This window comes from Amycolatopsis antarctica, assembly GCF_002262875.1.
Lineage (GTDB): Bacteria > Actinomycetota > Actinomycetes > Mycobacteriales > Pseudonocardiaceae > Amycolatopsis > Amycolatopsis antarctica.
In genome coordinates this window covers 237279-255588 of record NZ_NKYE01000003.1, presented here as the reverse complement: position 1 = coordinate 255588, position 18310 = coordinate 237279, and the positions used below count along the sequence as shown (strand labels likewise).

The 18310-nt window shown below is 70.3% G+C and carries 13 protein-coding genes; 4 read left to right on the top strand and 9 right to left on the bottom strand.

The features are described from left to right. Positions 1-2: 2 nt before the first annotated feature. Complete coding sequence (locus CFN78_RS07175) at positions 3-674, top strand: S1 family peptidase (RefSeq protein WP_240519332.1); 672 nt, start codon at positions 3-5, stop codon at positions 672-674. Here the strand turns inward: CFN78_RS07175 and cimA are convergent. The 8 genes from cimA to CFN78_RS07135 all read right to left on the bottom strand — a co-directional run bounded on the left by cimA (position 664) and on the right by CFN78_RS07135 (position 13494). After that, a complete protein-coding gene (gene cimA / locus CFN78_RS07170) occupies positions 664-2325 on the bottom strand; it encodes a citramalate synthase (protein WP_094861810.1) in 1662 nt (553 codons plus the stop codon). The genes CFN78_RS07175 and cimA overlap by 11 nt on opposite strands. Before the next feature lie 321 nt (positions 2326-2646). After that, on the bottom strand, positions 2647-3696 hold the full coding sequence (locus tag CFN78_RS07165) for a 3-isopropylmalate dehydrogenase (RefSeq protein ID WP_094861809.1): 1050 nt from the start codon (positions 3694-3696) through the stop codon (positions 2647-2649). A gap of 263 nt (positions 3697-3959) precedes the next feature. Further along, positions 3960-7394: a S8 family peptidase gene (locus tag CFN78_RS07160; RefSeq protein WP_094861808.1), complete on the bottom strand. Its 3435-nt coding sequence runs from the start codon at positions 7392-7394 to the stop codon at positions 3960-3962. A 415-nt stretch (positions 7395-7809) separates the two neighbouring features. Next, positions 7810-9408: a phosphoglycerate dehydrogenase gene (gene serA, locus CFN78_RS07155; RefSeq protein WP_094861807.1), complete on the bottom strand. Its 1599-nt coding sequence runs from the start codon at positions 9406-9408 to the stop codon at positions 7810-7812. 202 nt (positions 9409-9610) lie between these two features. Beyond that, positions 9611-9895, bottom strand: a complete 285-nt coding sequence (locus tag CFN78_RS07150; protein ID WP_094861806.1) for a DUF397 domain-containing protein — start codon at positions 9893-9895, stop codon at positions 9611-9613. Between the two features lie 103 nt (positions 9896-9998). Next, positions 9999-11012 (bottom strand): ketol-acid reductoisomerase, encoded by a 1014-nt coding sequence (gene ilvC, locus CFN78_RS07145; RefSeq protein ID WP_094861805.1) that lies wholly within the window; start codon positions 11010-11012, stop codon positions 9999-10001. Positions 11013-11086: 74 nt separating this feature from the next. Further along, positions 11087-11593, bottom strand: coding sequence for an acetolactate synthase small subunit (ilvN, locus tag CFN78_RS07140; protein ID WP_094861804.1), 507 nt, complete (start codon positions 11591-11593; stop codon positions 11087-11089). Next, positions 11590-13494, bottom strand: a complete 1905-nt coding sequence (locus tag CFN78_RS07135) for an acetolactate synthase large subunit (protein WP_094861803.1) — start codon at positions 13492-13494, stop codon at positions 11590-11592. The genes ilvN and CFN78_RS07135 overlap by 4 nt, the downstream gene beginning before the upstream one ends. Positions 13495-13830: 336 nt before the next feature. Here CFN78_RS07135 and CFN78_RS07130 point away from each other — a divergent pair, with 336 nt between their 5' ends. Both CFN78_RS07130 and ilvD read left to right on the top strand, forming a co-directional pair. Next, a complete protein-coding gene (locus tag CFN78_RS07130) occupies positions 13831-14457 on the top strand; it encodes a PH domain-containing protein (protein ID WP_240519314.1) in 627 nt (208 codons plus the stop codon). A gap of 188 nt (positions 14458-14645) precedes the next feature. Further along, a complete protein-coding gene (ilvD, locus tag CFN78_RS07125; RefSeq protein ID WP_094861801.1) occupies positions 14646-16490 on the top strand; it encodes a dihydroxy-acid dehydratase in 1845 nt (614 codons plus the stop codon). Positions 16491-16559: 69 nt separating this feature from the next. Here ilvD and CFN78_RS07120 read toward each other — a convergent pair whose 3' ends face one another. Beyond that, on the bottom strand, positions 16560-17114 hold the full coding sequence (locus tag CFN78_RS07120) for a DoxX family protein (RefSeq protein WP_094861953.1): 555 nt from the start codon (positions 17112-17114) through the stop codon (positions 16560-16562). A 256-nt stretch (positions 17115-17370) separates the two neighbouring features. Here CFN78_RS07120 and CFN78_RS07115 point away from each other — a divergent pair, with 256 nt between their 5' ends. After that, positions 17371-18228: an intradiol ring-cleavage dioxygenase gene (locus CFN78_RS07115; RefSeq protein ID WP_094861800.1), complete on the top strand. Its 858-nt coding sequence runs from the start codon at positions 17371-17373 to the stop codon at positions 18226-18228. Positions 18229-18310: the final 82 nt, after the last annotated feature.

Below are 18310 nucleotides of genomic sequence, written 5' to 3'. Positions count from 1 at the left end.
GCATGCCCCGATTCCGCTTCGTGCCGGCGATCCTGCTCGGACTGGCGCTCGCCTGCCCGGCACCGGCATCCGCCGCGGAGCCGGACGCCGAGGGGACCGCCGGTGCCCCGCTCGGTGGCGGCAGTCAGCTCGTCATCGGCTCCGGTGCACGCTGCACGGCCGGATTCGCGGCCGTCTCGGGCACACAGGGGCACCTCATCGCGGGCCCCGGCTGCGGCGCGATCGGTGACTCCGTCACCAGCGCCGGGATACCGGTGGGCACGGTCGCCGCCGCGTCGTTCCCCGAAAGGGCACACACGCTGATAGCGGTGACCAACACGAGCGACTGGGAACTGGTCGCCTGGGCGGGGACGGAACCGGCGTCGATCGCCGGTTCCGCCGAAGCGGCCGTGGGGGCCCCGGTGTGCCTGCTCGGTTCCGCGGACGGCGCGCGGTGCGGCACGGTCCAGGCGAAGAACGTCACGATCAACTTCCCGGAGGGGGTGCTGTCCGGGCTCACGCAGACCTCCGCCTGCGCCGAGCCCGGTGACCGTGGCGGGACTTTCCTCAGCGGCGATCAGGCCCAGGGCGTCCCGGTGGGCGGATCGGGCGACTGCGCGAGCGGTGGCACGAGCTTCTTCCAGCCCATCGCCGAGATCCTCGCGTTGTACGGGCTGACCCTGCTCACCGGCTGACCTCCGCGCCTCCGGTGGCCCGCAGGCTCTTGTGCACCAAGGCGTCGCAGAGGGCGAGCCAGCTCGCCTCGACGATGTTCGCGTGCACGCCGACCGTGGTCCACTCCCGCTCCCCGTCCGAGGACTCGACGAGCACGCGGGTGACGGCGTCGGTTCCGGGATGCCCGTACGCGTCGGTCTCCGCGCCGGGCGAGAGAATGCGCACCTTGTAGTCGGCCAGTTCCACCCGGCCCAGCCACGGCAGGTGCGGGGTCAGCGCCTCGCGCAGCGCGGCATCGAGAGCGTGCACCGGTCCGTTGCCCTCCGCCGTGGCGATCACGCGGTGACCGTTGACATGGACCTTGACCGTCGCCTCGGAGACGATCTCGCCGTCGAGACGATGGTCGAGCACCACCCGGTAGGACTCCAGGGTGAACGGTGGTTCGTCGAGTTCGCCTTCGGGGCCGTCGACTTCCCTGCGCAGCAACAGTTCCAGCGACGCGTCGGCCGCCTCGAACGACCAGCCGCGCGCCTCCAGCCGTTTCACCTCCCGCACCGCGCTGGTGAGCGCTTCCGGCCGGCCGGCAAGGTCCACCCCGAGTTCACGTCCCTTGAGTTCGAGGCTCGCCCTGCCGGCCATCTCGGTGACCAGCACCCGCATCTCGTTGCCCACCACGGCAGGATCGATGTGGTTGTACAGCAACGGATCCACCTTGATCGCGCTCGCGTGCAACCCCGCCTTGTGGGCGAAGGCCGACCCCCCGACATATGCCTTGTGGGCGTCGGGTGCGATGTTCGCGATCTCGGCGACGGCATGCGAGACACGGGTCAGCTCGGCGGATCCCCCGGCGGGGAGTACGTCCATGCCGAGCTTGGTCACCAGATTTGCCGCCACGGCGAACAGATCGGCGTTGCCTGCCCGTTCGCCGTAACCGTTCGCCGTGCACTGGACGTGGGTGACGCCCGCCTGCACGGCGGCGATCGTGTTGGCCACCGCGCAGGACGTGTCGTCCTGGCAGTGGATGCCGAGCCGGTGGCCGGTGCGCTCGGCGACCTCGCGCACGGTCTCGGCCAGGCCGAGGGGAAGCTGACCACCGTTGGTGTCGCACAGCACCAGCACGTCGGCTCCGGCCCCGGCCGCGGCGTCGAGCACGCGCAGGGAAGTGTCCGGATCGAACGCGTAGCCGTCGAAGAAGTGCTCGGCGTCGAGGAAGACCCGCCTGCCCTCGCCGACGAGCAGCGAGACGGTGTCGCGGACCATGGCGCAGGCCTCGTCCACGTCCACCCGCAGCGCGCGTTCGATGTGCCTGCGGTCGGACTTGGCGACCAGGGTGATCACCGGGGTGCGGGCGTCGAGCAGGGCGCGCACCTGCTCGTCGCGCGCGGCGGTGGTGCCGGGCTTGCGGGTGGAGCCGAACGCGACGAGCACCGCGTGCTTGAGCGTCAGTTCGCCGGCAGCCGCCTTCGCGAAGAACTCGGTGTCCTTGGGCATGGCACCGGGCCAGCCACCCTCGATGTAGCCGACGCCGAGTTCGTCGAGAAGGCGGGCGACGGCGAGCTTGTCGGCCACCGAGTAGGAGATTCCCTCGCGCTGCGCGCCATCGCGCAAGGTCGTGTCGTAGAGGTGAAAACCATCGCCGAGCGAGGTGCCTGCCGGTTCCGTACGAGTCACCGAATTCTCCTGGTCCTGGCCGGATCGTCGCCGGCGCGGGGAGGGATGTAGCCGTTTCCGCTGTGCCCGGGCAACAAAAAAACCCCTCGCCTGGATGCGAGAGGTTTGCGCGCCGAGATCCCGGACGGGTCTAGTCGGCGCGCCTGCGAATAATGATCGCGGAGAACGAGGTCATGCGGCGATCGTGCCACAGCGACGGCCAGGAGTCCAGCGATTGGATGCGGGCTCCCAGCATGTGGTGAGCCGTCGGCGGTGCACTGTGGACGGACCGGCCACGCCCGGGGCCGCCGGTCCACAGTGGACGGCGGCCGCGGGCGGACGCTACTGCGCCGCGGAGGGCTTGACGTTCGACGAGACGAGCGCGGCGAGCCGGTCGCCGATCGAGTGCGTGGCACCGGGGGAAGCCTGGTCCCGGGTGGCCAGGTCGAACGCCACCGAGGCCTCGATCCGGCGGGCCGACTCCTTCTGCCCGAGGTGGTCGAGCAGCAGTGACACGGACAGCACCGCGGCGGTCGGGTCGGCGAGCGCCTGCCCGGCGATGTCCGGCGCGCTGCCGTGCACCGGCTCGAACATGCTCGGATTGCGGCGGGTGATGTCCAGGTTCCCGCTCGCGGCGAGGCCGATGCCACCGGTGACCGCGGCCGCCAGGTCGGTGATGATGTCGCCGAACAGGTTGTCCGTCACGATGACGTCGAAGCGCGAGGGGTCGGTGACCAAATGGATGGTCGCCGCGTCCACATGCGAGTAGGCCACCGAGACCTCGGGGTGTTCCAGCGACACCTCCTCCACGATGCGGGACCACAGCGAACCGGCGTGCTCCAGCACGTTGGTCTTGTGCAGCAGCGTCAGGTGCTTGCGGGGGCGCAGTTCGGCGCGGTTGAAGGCGTCCTCGACCACCCGGCGGATGCCGAACGCCGTGTTGACGCTCACCTCGGTGGCGATCTCGTGCTCGGTGTCCTTGCGCAGCAGGCCGCCGTTGCCCGCGTACGGGCCCTCGGTGCCCTCCCGGACGACGACCATGTCGATCTCGCTGGAGGTGTCGGCCAGCGGGCCGCGGACGCCCGGGTAGAGCCGCGCCGGGCGGAGGTTCACGTGGTGGTCGAGTTCGAACCGCAGGCGCAGCAACAGCCCGCGTTCGAGGATGCCGCTGGGCACCGAGGGGTCACCGACCGCACCGAGCAGGATCGCGTCGTGCTGGCGGAGTTCGCCGAGAACGGATTCCGGCAGCAGTTCGCCCGTCGAGTGCCACCGGGTGGCACCGAGGTCGTACTCGGTGATCTCGGCACCGGGCACGACCTCACCGAGCACCTTGAGCGCCTCGGCGACCACCTCGGGTCCGATCCCGTCTCCGGGGATGACCGCGAGCCGCATCCTCACACCTCTTCTCGACCAGGGTCCACATCGTGGAAGCCCATCCTGCATGCCTTGAACCGCCACGGCAGGCTACCGGCCTGCGCCCGTGGACCGCAGTGGCACCACCCTTACGGAGGCAGGCGGTCGCCCGTCTCCACCACCGAACGTATACCCCGGGTAGGCGGGTGTCTCCCCGTCTCCCGCCTGCCGGGACCGGCGGACACGGCGAACGCCCCGCCGCGGTGTCCATCCGCGACGGGGCGTTCCTCTGCTACGTGCCGTTAACCAGCCGCGATGGGCTGGGTTCCGGTGTGTTTGACCGGACGGCCGAAGCCGGCCGCACCGGTCTGGGCGTCCGTCGGGGCACTGTCACCGCCGACCCCCACCACCGAGGCACGATCGCCCCTGGCGTTGTGGTGATGGACGGCCAGCAGGCCCAGGAACGTGTCGTTGTTCACCGATTCCGGGATCCGGTTCACCACGAGCGCGGTGCCCGGACGGGCCGAGTACGACAGCGCGGCGTCCCCACCGCCCTGGACCGAGTACGCCGGTGCCAGCGCGTCGATCGACATCGGCGTGCCGACGCTGTCGATCAGCCCGTCGGCGTTGCCCGGCGCGGTGTAGAAGCCGGTGGTGCCGACCGTGTAGCTGATCCGGTGCGAGTCCGCGTCCGGGTCGATGCCGAGCGCGGCGATGTTCACCGGCAGGACGATCACGTTGCTGTCGAACACGTTGGTGTCCACATCGCCGAGCTGACCGTTCACCGGCTGGACGTCCACGGTGGGACCGCCCGGCTGGTTGAGGTCGACGGTGTTCACCAGCAGGACATCGCTGGCCGCGGGCTTGGTCACGTAGGACTCGAAGTCCGCCTTGCCGTCACCGGTGGTGTCGATGTCGACGAACGGGATGGTGTGGCTGCCCAGGTTCGCCCAGTCGCTCCAGGTGCCGATGCCGAAGGCCAGCATCGCGTCGTTCGCCGCACCCTGCTGCTTGGCCAGCGGGGCGGTGGAGGCCGCGCCGACGTAGCGCAGGTCACCGCCCTTGGCGGTCTGGTTGAGGGTGCAGCCCTCGGTGACGTTCCCTCGGCACTCGGGAAGCTGCGGGGATTCCGCCTGCAACTCGAGCACGCTGATCAGCGAGCGGTACGCCTGCGCGCCCGATCCCTGGGTGACACCGCGACCGGACAGGTTCAGCACGGCCTGGTTCGCACCGCCCGCGAAGGTCACGTCCGCGGGGGTGTCGATCGCCGCGACCGGCTTCGGCGCGGCGTAGACCGGAACCCGTAGCGGCACCGTGGTGCCGTTGCGCGGGGTGAAGGCCACCCTGCCGGAGGCGTCGGCGAGGAACTGCCGGGCCAGGCCCGCCTGTTCGGTCTCCATCGTCGGGTCGATGACCTTGCGCAGTGCGGCCGGGTCGTCGATCTTCAGCGTGACCGCGACCGTGGCGATGCCGCGCGGGCTGAGCTTGACCGAGTTCGCCGACAGTTCGTACCGCACACCGGGAACCTGGGTGACGCCCTCGTAGGCGACACCGAACTCCACCGGGGCGACACCCTTGTTGACGACCTTGATCGTCTTCGTCAGGGAGACCGGGCCGCCCGCCTCGACGGTGCCGAAGGTGGCGCTCACCGCCCCCGGGTCGTCCTGCACGTAGGCGAGCACCTGATTGTCCAGTGCCGCCATGGTGTCGATACGGCCCGCGCCGACGCGCTGCGGAGCGTAGGTCCGGCCCTCCGCGTTCTTCACGTCGTGCCCGGCGGTGTTGATCACCGCGGCCTTGACCTCCTCCACCGACCAGTCCGGGTGGGCCTGCCGGATCAGCGCGGTGATACCGGAGGTGTGCGGCGCGGCCATGGACGTACCGGAGAGGACCGTCCTTCCGTTGCCACTGCCGGAGAACGCCGAGGTGATCGAGTCACCGGGAGCGGCCACGTCCGGCTTGACCGAGGGCCCGCGGACGCCGCGCGAGGTGAACCCGGACGGGGTGTCCACAATGGACTGATCGTAGGTCTGCAGTGCCGCCCTGCCCTGGCCGGACATGCGCACCTCGAGGGTGCCCGCGTCCAGTGCCGGACGGACCTGTGTGGTGGCGGTGCCGGTGAGCTGGAACTCGGGAACGGTCGCGTTGCCCGCGATGCCGGCGCTGAAGTTCTCCAGCGTCGAGGACAGCAGCACGCCCTTGGCGCCCGCGGCGTCGGCGTTGTTCGCCCGCCCTGCCGAACCGCACGCCCGGGTGGCGTCGTTGTCGTCCCACTCCAGCCAGACGAACTTGTCCGCGACGGCGGCGGCGTCGGCCGCGGAGAACGGCGCGCAGCCGTCCGCGTTCTCGGCCGAGAGCTTCACCACGGGGCGGGTCAGGTCGAAGGTGTCGTAGCCGGCGAAGTCCTGGCTGAACTGGCCGCCCTGCTGGCCCGCCGCGTCCGAGGGTGCGGTGACGTCGATGGCGTCGCGCAGGACGCCCGCGTCGCGGGTGCTGGCCACCGTCAGGGCCTCCGGGCTGTTGCCCGGCGAGCCGCCGATGTCGTACAGGTCCCCGCCGTTGCCGCCGGAGAACACCGGCAGCACGTCGTTGGCGGCCAGCTTGCGCACGAACAGCGAGTCCGGGTCGTCCGGCGCGCCGTAGTCACTGCCGAGCGAGAGGTTGACCAGGTCGAGGTGGTCGGTGAAGTCGCCGTCGCCGTCCGGGTCGAGGGCCCAGTCCAGCGCCTGCGAGGTGACGCTGGTGGAGCCGGCGCAGCCGAACACCTTGATGCCGTACAGCAGCGCCTTCGGGGCCGTGCCGGGGCCGATCCGCATGCCGTCGACGGCCTCGGGGGTCAGCGCCGCGTAGTCGCCGGTGAAAGTGCTCCCGTCGGCGTTGACGCCGAAGCCGCCGGTGGTGCCAGCGACATGCGTGCCGTGCTCGCCGCAGGAGATCGGGTTGGGGTCCGGCGCCGGGGTCGGCGAACCGTTGTCGCCGGAGGAGTCGTAGTCGTCGCCGACGAGGTCGATACCGCCGACGACCTTGGCGGTCGGGAAGAAGGAGGGGTCGGCCTTCGTCGGGTCGATCGCCTCGTAGGCCTCCTTCGTGCCGGGGCCACCGAAGTCGGCGTGGGTGTAGTCGATGCCGTCGTCGATGATGCCGACCCGCACGCCGTCGCCGAAGCGCCCGGTCTGCTGCCAGGCGTTGAGGGTCTTGGTGAGCTGGACGGCGCTGCTGTTGGTGCGGGTCTTGGGCACGACGGTGCGGACCGAGACCACGTCCTCGCGTGCGGCGAGTTCCCGGATCCTGGCCGCGTCACCGGTGACCACGACACCGGGGACCGCGTTCGCGGTCTCCGCCAGCGCCACCGCACCCGCGTCCTTCGAGCGCAGTTCGCCGAGGACGGCGTCGACCGCGCCCTCTGTGGACTGCTTGGCGGAGCGGGCCGCCTCCTTCGCCTTCTCCTTGCCGGTGCCCTTCGCCTGTTCGGCGTTGAAGGCGTCGACGGCGGGCTGGCGGTCCAGCTCGACGAACGCGGTCGTGTCGCCCTGGACGGCGTTCAGCCGTGATCCGAGCTTTCCGGCGAGTCCGTCCTTGGCGACCTTGGCCGGTGCGACGGCGTCGGCGAGCGGCGGCCCGGCAGGGGTCTCCTGCGCGGAGGCGGTGGGTGACCCGATGACACCGGCCGACACGGCGGCCGCGAGGACCACCGCGGACGACCGTCTCGCCCAGCGGGGTACGCGAGTTCGACTCATGAGTTAGTGCCCTCACTCGAGGCGTTCGTGAAGACCTGCCCACGCCCCTCGCGAAGTCCCCCGACCGCGAGCGTGTGGCGCCGCGCCGTGCCCTCGACGGCGCGCAGTCCAGCCTCGTGAGGGGGAAGCTAACCCCACAATGCACACGTACCGCTACGGCACATTGTCTTTTCTTGTGAACTAGCACCCTGCCAGGTGGCATCTACCTGGAACAAAGGCGGTGCGTGTTACCCGAATGTGATGACCGGTCCCCACGTTCGGAGGGTTAGAACCCGATCGAGTGGAGCGCGATTCGGTGTATGTCAACGAATAACGATATCGCGGGCGAATTCGTTGGACCGCTTTACCGCCCCGGACGCACGAAGGGTGCCACCGTGATCCGGTGGCACCCTTCGCGAGCGACGGCGGTGCGGACTCAGTCGAAAGCGACCGCGCGGATCGTGCGCGCGCCGACCGAGGCGCCGATCGGTTCCAGCACGTGGGTGTCCACCGCGCGGTCCACGCGCAGCAGCATCAGTGCGTCGGCCCCGTCGGTGGTCTGGCTGATCTGGGCGGCCTCGATGTTGATGCCCGCCTCACCGAGCAGCGTGCCCACCCGGCCCATGATGCCGGGACGGTCCGGGTACTCCAGCAGCAGCACGTTGCCCTCGGCGCGCAGGTCGAAATGCCTGCCGTTGATCTCCACCAGCTTCTGCACGTCGTCCTTGCCGGTGACGGCACCGGAGACCGACATCGTCGTGCCGTCCGCGTGCACCGTGCGGATGGTGAGCAGGCTGCGGTGGTTCGGGCTCTCGCTCTCGGCGGCCGTCTCCACCTGCACACCCAGCTCCTCGGCCAGTCGCGGCGCGTTCACGAACGTCACCTGGCTCTCGACGACCTCGGAGAACACGCCGCGCAGGGCCGCGAGCGGCAGCACGCTGACGTCCTCGGTGGACAGTTCACCGCGCACCACCACCTTCACCGAGGCGGGCGCCTGCGAGCTGAGCGCGGCGAGCACGGTGCCGAGCTTCTGCGCCAGCGGCAGGTACGGGCGCACCTCGTCGCTGACGGTGCCGCCGCCCGCCACGTTCACCGCGTCCGGCACGAAGTCGCCGCGCAGGGCCAGCAGGGTCGAGCGCGCGACGTCGGTGCCCGCCCGGTCCTGCGCCTCGGCGGTGGACGCGCCCAGGTGCGGGGTGACGACCACGTTCGGCAGGCCGAACAGCGGGCTCTCGGTGGTCGGCTCGGTGACGAACACGTCGATGCCCGCCCCGCCCACGTGGCCCTCGCGGATCGAGTCGGCGAGGGCGGACTCGTCGATCAGGCCACCGCGCGCGGCGTTGACGATGATCACGCCCGGCTTGGTCTTCTTCAGCGCCTCGGCGCCGATGAGGCCCTTGGTCTCCGGCGTCTTCGGCAGGTGGATCGAGATCGCGTCGGACCGCTCCAGCAGCTCGTCCAGCGGCACCAGCTCGATGCCGAGCTGGGCGGCGCGGGCGGGCGAGGCATAAGGGTCGTAGGCGATCAGCTCGGTGCCGAAGGCGGCGAGCCGCTGGGCGAAGAGTTGCCCGATCTTGCCGAGGCCGACGACGCCGATGGTCTTGCCGCTGAGCTCCACGCCCGCGTACGAGCTGCGCTTCCACTCCCCTGCCCGCAGGCTCGCGCTCGCGGCCGGCACCCGGCGGGCGACCGAGAGCAGCAGGGCGACGGCGTGCTCGGCGGCGGAGACGATGTTCGACGTCGGGGCGTTGACCACCAGCACCCCGCGCTCGGTGGCGGCGGGGACCTCGACGTTGTCCAGGCCGACCCCGGCGCGGGCGACGACCTTGAGCCGCGTGGCGGCCGCCAGCACCTCGGCGTCGACCTGGGTGGCGGAACGGACCAGCAGTGCGTCCGCCGATGCCACCGCCGCCAGCAGCGCGGAGCGGTCCGTGCCGTCCACATGCTGGACTTCGACCTCGTCGCCGAAGACGCTCACCACCGAGGGCGCGAGCTTCTCGGCGAGCAGGACAACGGGTTTGCCGGGCTTGGTCACGATGCGACTCCCAATGCTCGTTGACTGGCGATTCTGCTTGGGTGGCAACGTTTCTCGTGCTTCGTCGGACGTCGGCGGAAGCGGTGCACCCCTGCGTGCGTGTGGCCGGCCACGGCGTTGTGGCTGGAGGACGTGCCGAGTTTAGTGCCGGGCCCGATCGGACCACCGGGTGCCCGCCCGTTGGGACGGCCCGGCCGGCCGGTCACCAGGGTTCGTCGAACTCGCCGTCCCGGGCCCCGGCGACGAAGGCGTCCCATTCGGCGGGGGTGAAGACCAGCACCGTGCCGTCCGGCTCGGAGGACTGGCGCATGGCGACGTAGGTGACGCCGTCGGTGTGCGGGACGAAGGCGTACTCCACCGCGTCCTCGATCGTCTCACCCTCGGGTTCCGCGCGCTTCCACTCGGCCACGCCGAGATCCAGTTCGTGGCGGATGTGCGCCTTGTCGTCGACCGGGGTGTTCTCCTGCTGCGCTTCCTGCTCGCTCATGGGCGTCACGGTAGCGAACCGTCCACATCGCGCCGTGCGATACGTCGGCCGGACGCGGCGAGGGCCGCCACCGCGATGCGGCGACGGCCCTCGTCCGGGTGAATCAGTTGGTCTCGGTGATGGGGCGGTCGACCCAGGACATCAGGCCGCGCAGCTTCGCACCGACCTCCTCGATCGGGTGCTCCTTGCCCTGCTGGCGCAGGGCGGTGAAGTTCGGCCTGCCGTTGTCGTCCTCGGCCACCCACTCCTTGGCGAAGGAACCGTCCTGGATCTCGCCCAGGATCTTCTTCATCTCCGCCTTGGTGGAGTCGTTGACGATGCGCGGCCCCCGGGTCAGGTCGCCGTACTCCGCGGTGTCGCTGCAGGAGTAACGCTGGCGCGCGATGCCGCCCTCGTAGATCAGGTCGACGATCAGCTTCAGCTCGTGCAGCACCTCGAAGTACGCGATCTCCGGCTGGTATCCCCCTTCGATCAGCGTCTCGAAACCGGCCTGGATCAGGTGCGAGGTACCGCCGCAGAGCACGGCCTGCTCACCGAACAGGTCGGTCTCGGTCTCCTCTTTGAAGGTGGTCTTGATGGTGCCCGCGCGGGTACCGCCGATGCCCTTCGAGTAGGCGAGCCCGAGCGCCAGCGCGTTGCCGGAGGCGTCCTGCTCGACGGCCACCAGGTTCGGCACGCCCTTGCCGTCGACGTACTGGCGGCGCACCAGGTGCCCGGGGCCCTTCGGCGCGACGAGCACCACGTCGACGCCCTCGGGAGCGTCGATGTAGCCGTAGACCACGTTGAAGCCGTGGCTGAAGAACAGCGCCGACCCAGGCTTGAGGTTCGGGGCGATCTCGTCCGCGTAGACCTTGCGCTGCACGGTGTCCGGCGCCTGGATGCTGATCAGGTCGGCCTCGGCGGTGGCCTCCGCCGGGGTGAGGACGCGCAGGCCCTCCTCCTCCGCCTTGGCCCGTGACTTCGAGCCCTCCGGCAGGCCGATGCGGACGTCCACGCCGGAGTCGCGCAGGCTCAGCGCGTGCGCGTGGCCCTGGCTGCCGTAGCCGATGACGGCGACCTTGCGGGACTGGATGACACCGAGGTCGGCATCGTCGTCGTAGAAGATTTCGGCTGACATGGCGGGGGGTACTTCCTTTCCTGGATGGAACTTGCTTCTGGCCACGGCCCGCCGGGACGGGCGCGGCGGGGTGACTAGCGGGTGGACGTGGCGGTGATCGACCGGGCACCCCGGCCGACCGCGACCATGCCGGACTGCACGATCTCGCGCACCCCGTAGGGCTCGAGCATGCGCAGCAGGGCGTTGATCTTGTCGCCCGCCCCGGTGGCCTCGATGGTCAGCGCCTCCGGCGAGACGTCCACCACCTTGGCGCGGAACAGATTCACGGTCTCCAGCACCTGACTGCGGACCGTGGCATCCGCTCTGACCTTCACCAGCAGCAGTTCACGCTGCACGGCCGTGGACTTCTCGAGTTCCACGATCTTGATGACGTTGATCAGCTTGTTGAGCTGCTTGGTCACCTGCTCGAGCGGTAGCTCGTCGACAGCGACCACGATCGTCATCCTGGACACCTCGGGGTTCTCCGTGGCTCCGACGGCGAGGGACTCGATGTTGAAACCGCGTCGGGAGAACAGGCCCGCCACCCTGGCGAGCACACCGGGCTTGTTCTCGACCAGGACGCTCAACGTGTGGGTACTCACTGCTGCTCTCCGTTCGCCGCCACGTCGGCGACCTCCACCGCCTGTTCGGACGACACCTCGTCGTCGTCGAACAGCGGACGGATGCCCCGTGCGGCCATGATCTCGTCGTTTCCGGTGCCCGAGGCGACCATCGGCCAGACCTGTGCGTCCTTGCCGACCACGAAGTCGATCACCACCGGGCGGTCGTTGATCTCCATGGCGCGGCGGATGACCTGGTCGACCTCGTCCTTTGTCTCGCAACGAAGTCCGGCGCAGCCGAGCGCCTCGGCGAGCAGGGTGAAATCCGGGATCCGGTGCTTGTGCGTGCCGAGGTCGGTCTGCGAGTAGCGCTCCGAGTAGAACAGGTTCTGCCACTGCCGGACCATGCCGAGGTTGCCGTTGTTGATCACGGCGACCTTGATCGGCGCGCCCTCGATGGCACAGGTGGCCAGTTCCTGGTTCGTCATCTGGAAGCAGCCGTCGCCGTCGATCGCCCAGACCTGCTTGTCCGGCACGCCGAACTGCGCACCCATCGCGGCGGGCACCGCGTAGCCCATCGTGCCGAGGCCGCCGGAGTTGATCCACGTCCTCGGGTTCTCGTACTTGACGAACTGCGCCGCCCACATCTGGTGCTGGCCGACGCCCGCCGTGTAGACGGCGTCCGGGCCGACCAGCTCACCGATGCGCTCGATGACGTACTGCGGGGACAGGGTGCCGTCGGCGGGCCACTCGTACCCCGCGGGGAAGGTGTCCCGCCAGGAGTCGATCTGCGCCCACCACGGCGTCAGGTCCTGCGCCGCCGACTGGTCGGTCTCCCCGCGCACCGCGCTGATCAGCTCGGTGATGATCTCCGCGCAGTCGCCGACGATGGGAACGTCCGCCTTGCGGTTCTTGGAGATCTCGGCCGGGTCGATGTCGGCGTGCACGATGGAGGCGTCGGGCGCGAAGGAGTCCAGCTTGCCGGTGACCCGGTCGTCGAACCGGGCGCCGAGCGCGATCAGCAGATCGGACCGCTGCATCGCGGCCACGGCCGCGACCGAACCGTGCATGCCCGGCATGCCGAGGTGCTGGCGGTGCGAGTCGGGGAACGCCCCGCGGGCCATCAGCGTGGTGACCACCGGGATACCGGTCAGCTCGGCCAGTTCCAGCAGGTGCTTCGACGCCTGCGCCTTGATCACGCCACCGCCGACGTAGAGCACCGGCCTGCGTGCCGCGGAGAGCAGCCGGGCGGCCTCGCGGACCTGCTTGCCGTGCGGGCGCAGGGTCGGCCGGTAGCCGGGCAGGTCGGTCTCCGGGGGCCAGGAGAACGAGGTCATCTCCTGCAGGACGTCCTTCGGGATGTCCACCAGCACCGGACCCGGCCTGCCGGTGGCGGCCAGGTGGAACGCCTCGGCGATGGCACGCGGGATCTCGGCCGGGTCGGTCACCAGGAAGTTGTGTTTCGTGATCGGCATGGTGATGCCGCAGATGTCCGCCTCCTGGAAGGCGTCCGTGCCGATGAGGGCACGCGACTGCTGCCCGGTGATGGCGACGACCGGAACGGAGTCCATGTTCGCGTCGGCCAGCGGGGTCACCAGGTTGGTCGCGCCGGGGCCGGAGGTCGCCATGCAGACGCCGACCTTGCCGGTCGCCTGCGCGTAACCGGTCGCGGCGTGGCCGGCACCCTGCTCGTGCCGGACGAGCACGTGGCGCACCTTCGTCGAGTCCAGGAGCGGGTCGTACGCCGGGAGGATCGTGCCGCCGGGGATGCCGAACACGACCTCGACGCCCACCGACTCCAGCGAGCGCACGAGGGACTGCGCGCCGGTGACCCGTACGGGCGTTCCGGCGGGCGGCGAGGGCTTGGGACGGGCTCCGGGCGGGCCGGGCTTGGCCGCCGGGGTTCCGGTGGTGGTGTCCGATCGCGAGGTGGCGCTTGTCATCGGTTCTGCCTCGTGGGTGTCGGGGTCATGCCTGTGGCGGTCCTGCCAGGGTCGGTCATGGGTCTTCTCGGTCCGATTTCGGTGTCCAGGCAACAAAAAACCCCCGCCGACCAATAGGTCGCACGAGGGTCGCGCGTCGACGCAGCGGGAGACGTCCCTAAGCGTCGACGCGCTTGGGAAGTACGAGGCCGGTCTGCGTAGTCACGGTGCGAACCGTAATCGCTCTCCGTCAGGAGTGTCAACTCTGCGGGACGCGAAGTCCGGATGCTGGACGCCCGCCGCCGCTATCCGGGCCCCGCGTGCCCGCGGCCACGGCCATCGGTGCACCATCAGGGGGTGGTCGATCAGCAAGCAGAACCAGCAGGCAGGCGCGCTGTTTTCCGGATTCCCGGCACCGCGATGATCGCGGTCGCGGTGCTCCTCGTCTGTGTGACACCCGCCGCATTCGCCGCGCCCGGTCTGCAGGCGCTCTATCTGGTGCCGATCGTCGCCGCGGTCTACGTCGCCAGGGTGCGCACCACCGCCGACTCCGACGGCCTGCGGGTCCGCACCCTGCTCGGCGGCCGGGCGCTGCCGTGGTCGGAGCTCAAGGGCCTGTCGCTGGGCGAGCGGGGCAACGTCCGCGCGGTGACCGAATCCGGCGAGGACGTCGCGCTGCCCACCGTCCGCGTCCGGCACCTGCCCGTTCTCTCGCTCGTCAGCGACGGCAGGCTCGCCGACCCGACCGGCCTCACCGACGACATGGTGACCGGGGCGCACGACCCGCGGGGCGGGGAGGACCCGGAAGCCGCGGACGCCGAGGCGGGTGCGGAAGCGAGCACGGAGGCGGGCACAGATTCCGAGGACGCCGCCACCGAGACCGGGAACGCAGCCGAGGGCACCGTCGCCGAGTCCGGAAGTACCGCCGGCCCCGATACCGGCACCGGCGCGGCGGCACCGGCCGCCGAGAAACCGCGCGACTGAACGGATCCGCGTCACACCCCTCGCCCGCCGGGTCCGCCCCCGGCGAGGAGTAGCCTGGCCTGGTCGTCCGCGCGCCCCGTCCACCCGACACGGGGCGCGGATGCCCGCCGGGACCACCGGCGCCGGACGGCTCGCCTTCCGCACCGCCACCGTGACCTTCCGGGTCCGGCAACGACTTTGGAGGAGCCGTGCCCAAGCTCCGTTCCCGCACCACCACCCACGGACGCAACGCCGCGGGCGCCCGCTCGCTCTGGCGTGCCACCGGGATGACCGACAGCGACTTCGGCAAGCCGATCGTCGCGATCGCCAACTCGTACACGCAGTTCGTGCCCGGCCACGTCCATCTGAAGGATCTCGGTGAGATCGTCGCCGGAGCGGTGAAGGAGGCGGGCGGCGTCGCCCGCGAGTTCCACACCATCGCCGTGGACGACGGCATCGCCATGGGGCACAGCGGAATGCTGTACTCCCTGCCCTCGCGCGAGATCATCGCGGACGCCGTCGAGTACATGGTGAACGCGCACCAGGCCGACGCGCTGGTGTGCATCTCCAACTGCGACAAGATCACCCCCGGAATGCTGAACGCCGCCATGCGGCTGAACATCCCGGTGGTCTTCGTCTCCGGCGGGCCGATGGAGGCGGGCAAGGCCGTGGTCGTCGAGGGCGTCGCACAGGCCCCGACCGACCTGATCACCACGATCTCCGCCTCGGCGAACGCGGCGATCGACGAGGCCGGCCTCTCCGAGGTGGAACGGTCCGCCTGCCCGACCTGTGGCTCCTGCTCCGGCATGTTCACCGCGAACTCGATGAACTGCCTGACCGAGGCACTCGGGCTCTCCCTGCCGGGCAACGGGTCGACGCTGGCCACCCACGCCGCACGCAGGGAGCTGTTCGAGGACGCGGGCCGCACCGTGGTGGAACTGTGCGAGCGCTGGTACGGCCAGGACGACGAGTCGGCACTGCCGCGGTCGATCGCCAACCGGCACGCCTTCGAGAACGCGATGGCGCTGGACATGGCGATGGGCGGCTCCACGAACACCGTGCTGCACATCCTCGCCGCCGCGCAGGAGGGCGAGATCGACTTCACGATCGAGGACATCGACGCGATCGGCCGCCGGGTGCCCTGCCTGTCCAAGGTCGCGCCCAACTCCGACTACCACATGGAGGACGTGCACCGGGCGGGCGGAATCCCCGCGATTCTCGGTGAGCTGTACCGGGGTGGCCTGCTGCACGACGACGTGACCAGCGTGCACACCTCCACACTGGACGAATGGCTGTCCACTTGGGACATCCGGGCGGAGGCGCCGTCCGAGCGGGCGATCGAGCTTTACCACGCCGCGCCCGGCGGCGTGCGCACCACGGAGGCCTTCTCCACCTCGAACCGCTGGTCCTCTTTGGACACCGACGCCGCGGACGGCTGCATCCACGACGTCGCACACGCCCACACCGCGGACGGTGGACTGGCGATCCTGCGTGGCAACCTCGCCGAGAACGGCGCGGTGATCAAGTCGGCGGGCATCGACGAGGAGCTGTGGCACTTCCAGGGCCCGGCGCGGGTGCTGGAGAGCCAGGAGGAAGCCGTCTCCGCGATCCTGGGCAAGAAGATCCAGCCGGGCGAGGTTCTGGTCATCCGCTACGAGGGGCCCGCGGGCGGCCCCGGCATGCAGGAGATGCTGCACCCCACGGCGTTCCTCAAGGGCTCCGGACTCGGCAAGAAGTGCGCGCTGATCACCGACGGCCGTTTCTCCGGCGGCTCCTCGGGCATCTCCGTCGGGCACATCTCCCCCGAGGCCGCCGCGGGCGGGACGATCGCGCTGGTGGAGAACGGCGACCAGATCGTGCTGGACGTGGCGCAGCGCAGGCTGGAACTGCTCGTCGAGCCGGAGACCCTCGCCGAGCGCCGCTCGAAGATGGAGGCGAGCGAACGTCCGTGGCAGCCCGCCGAGCGGGAACGGCCCATCACCAAGGCGCTTGCGGCCTACGCCCGGATGGCCACCTCCGCCGACACCGGCGCGGTGCGCGACCCGAACCGTTAGACCGCGACAGAACGGCAGAGGGCCCGCGGGATTCGTCCCGCGGGCCCTCTGCCGTGTCCTGTGCGTGCGTCAGCGGAAGAGCAGGACCACCGCGACGGACGCGGCGGCCGCGAGTACGAGGCCGACGATCGCGAACGGCATCGGCTTGCGCCGCCACGGGGTGTTCGCGTCGAGCGCGACCCGCCCGGAGCCGGTGAACAGCAGGGCGAGGGCGACGACACCGAGCAGCAGTTCGTACTCGTAGCCCTGCTCCGGTCCGTTGAAGAAGCCGGAACCGTACTTCACGTAGACGATGTTGGCGGTGACACCGAGAATGGCGGCGGCGCCGATCGGGGTGAACAGGCCCAGGATCAGCAGGGCGCCACCACCGACCTCGGCGAGCGCGGTGATCCAGGACAGCAGCGTGGTCTGGCTGGTGTACCCCAGCGTTCCGAGCGCCTGCGCGAACCCGTCGATGCCCGGGCCGTCGAAGGCACCGAACAGTTTCTGCGCGCCGTGCGCGAGCATGGTCCCGCCGAGCACCAGGCGCAGCAGCAGCAGGCCGAGATCGAGGCCGCCGTGCCAGCGCGTGCTGTTGTCGACCGGGCCGGGCCCGTCGGCGCCGGCGCCGCTGGTCGGGATCATCGTCGTCGGCGGGTCGGTGTAGTCCTGATCGGAACCGCTCGAGTCGAAGAAGTTCCGGCCGGTGCCGCTGTTGTACTCGTCCTGGGTGCTCACGCGCGTGAGCGTAGGGCATTTCGCCCGGCCGGACCGAACGAATCACCCGGCGGACGGCACCGAGCCGGTCGCGCGATCGCACAGCGGGCTCACAGCTCGCACCAAGGGAACACACAAGCCACCCGCTTACCGTGGGCATCACCAGCACGGGAGAGGGCAGCGGATGCGAGACCACCACGAGGGACAGCGCGTGAGCAGGCGGACGGTGTTCGCCGGCCTCAGCGCCATCGGACTGACCGGCCTGCTCGCGGCGTGCGGGGATTCGACCCCGGTCACCACCACGACCGGCGAGACCGTCACACCGGAGGCGACGACCTCGGCCGACCTGACCGACCTGTTCGCCGGGGCGAACACCTGCACGCTGACACCGTCGGCGACACAGGGACCGTACTACTTCGACGCCGACAAGATCCGCGCCGACATCCGGGAGGACAGGGCGGGTTCCCGGCTGCGGCTCGCCGTCAAGGTGCAGGACAGCGAGACCTGCGCGCCGCTGCCGAACGCGGTCGTCGAGATCTGGCACTGCGACGCCGACGGCCTGTACTCCGGTGCCGAGTCCCAGTCGACCGGCAGTGGCGGCCCCCCGCCGGGTGGCGGCCCACCGGAGGGCGCTCCCCCGCGGGGCAGGCCCGGCGGGACGGCACAGGGCGGCGAGGGGGCGGCGGACATGACGCCGACCGACGACAAGCGCTACCTGCGCGGCGCCCAGGTCACCAACGCCGACGGCATCGTCGAGTTCACCACCGTCTGGCCGGGCTGGTATCGCGGGCGGACGGTGCACATCCACGCCATGGTGCACGTGGACAACGAACGGGTCCTCACCACGCAGCTCATGTTCGACGAGGCGCTCAACTCGGCGGTGTTCGCCGGGACGCCCTACTCCGCCAGGACCGGGCGGGACACCTTCAACGACGGCGACAGCATCTTCGAGGAGCAGATGCTGCTGAAGGTGACCGAGGAGGACGACGGCCACCTGGGCGTCATCGTGTTCTCCGCCGACTCCGACCGCGACGGCGCCTGACGCCCAGCCACAACCACCCATTCGGCGGACACACACCGCAATTCGTCGACATATTGCGCCGCCCGGGACCGCAATATGTCGA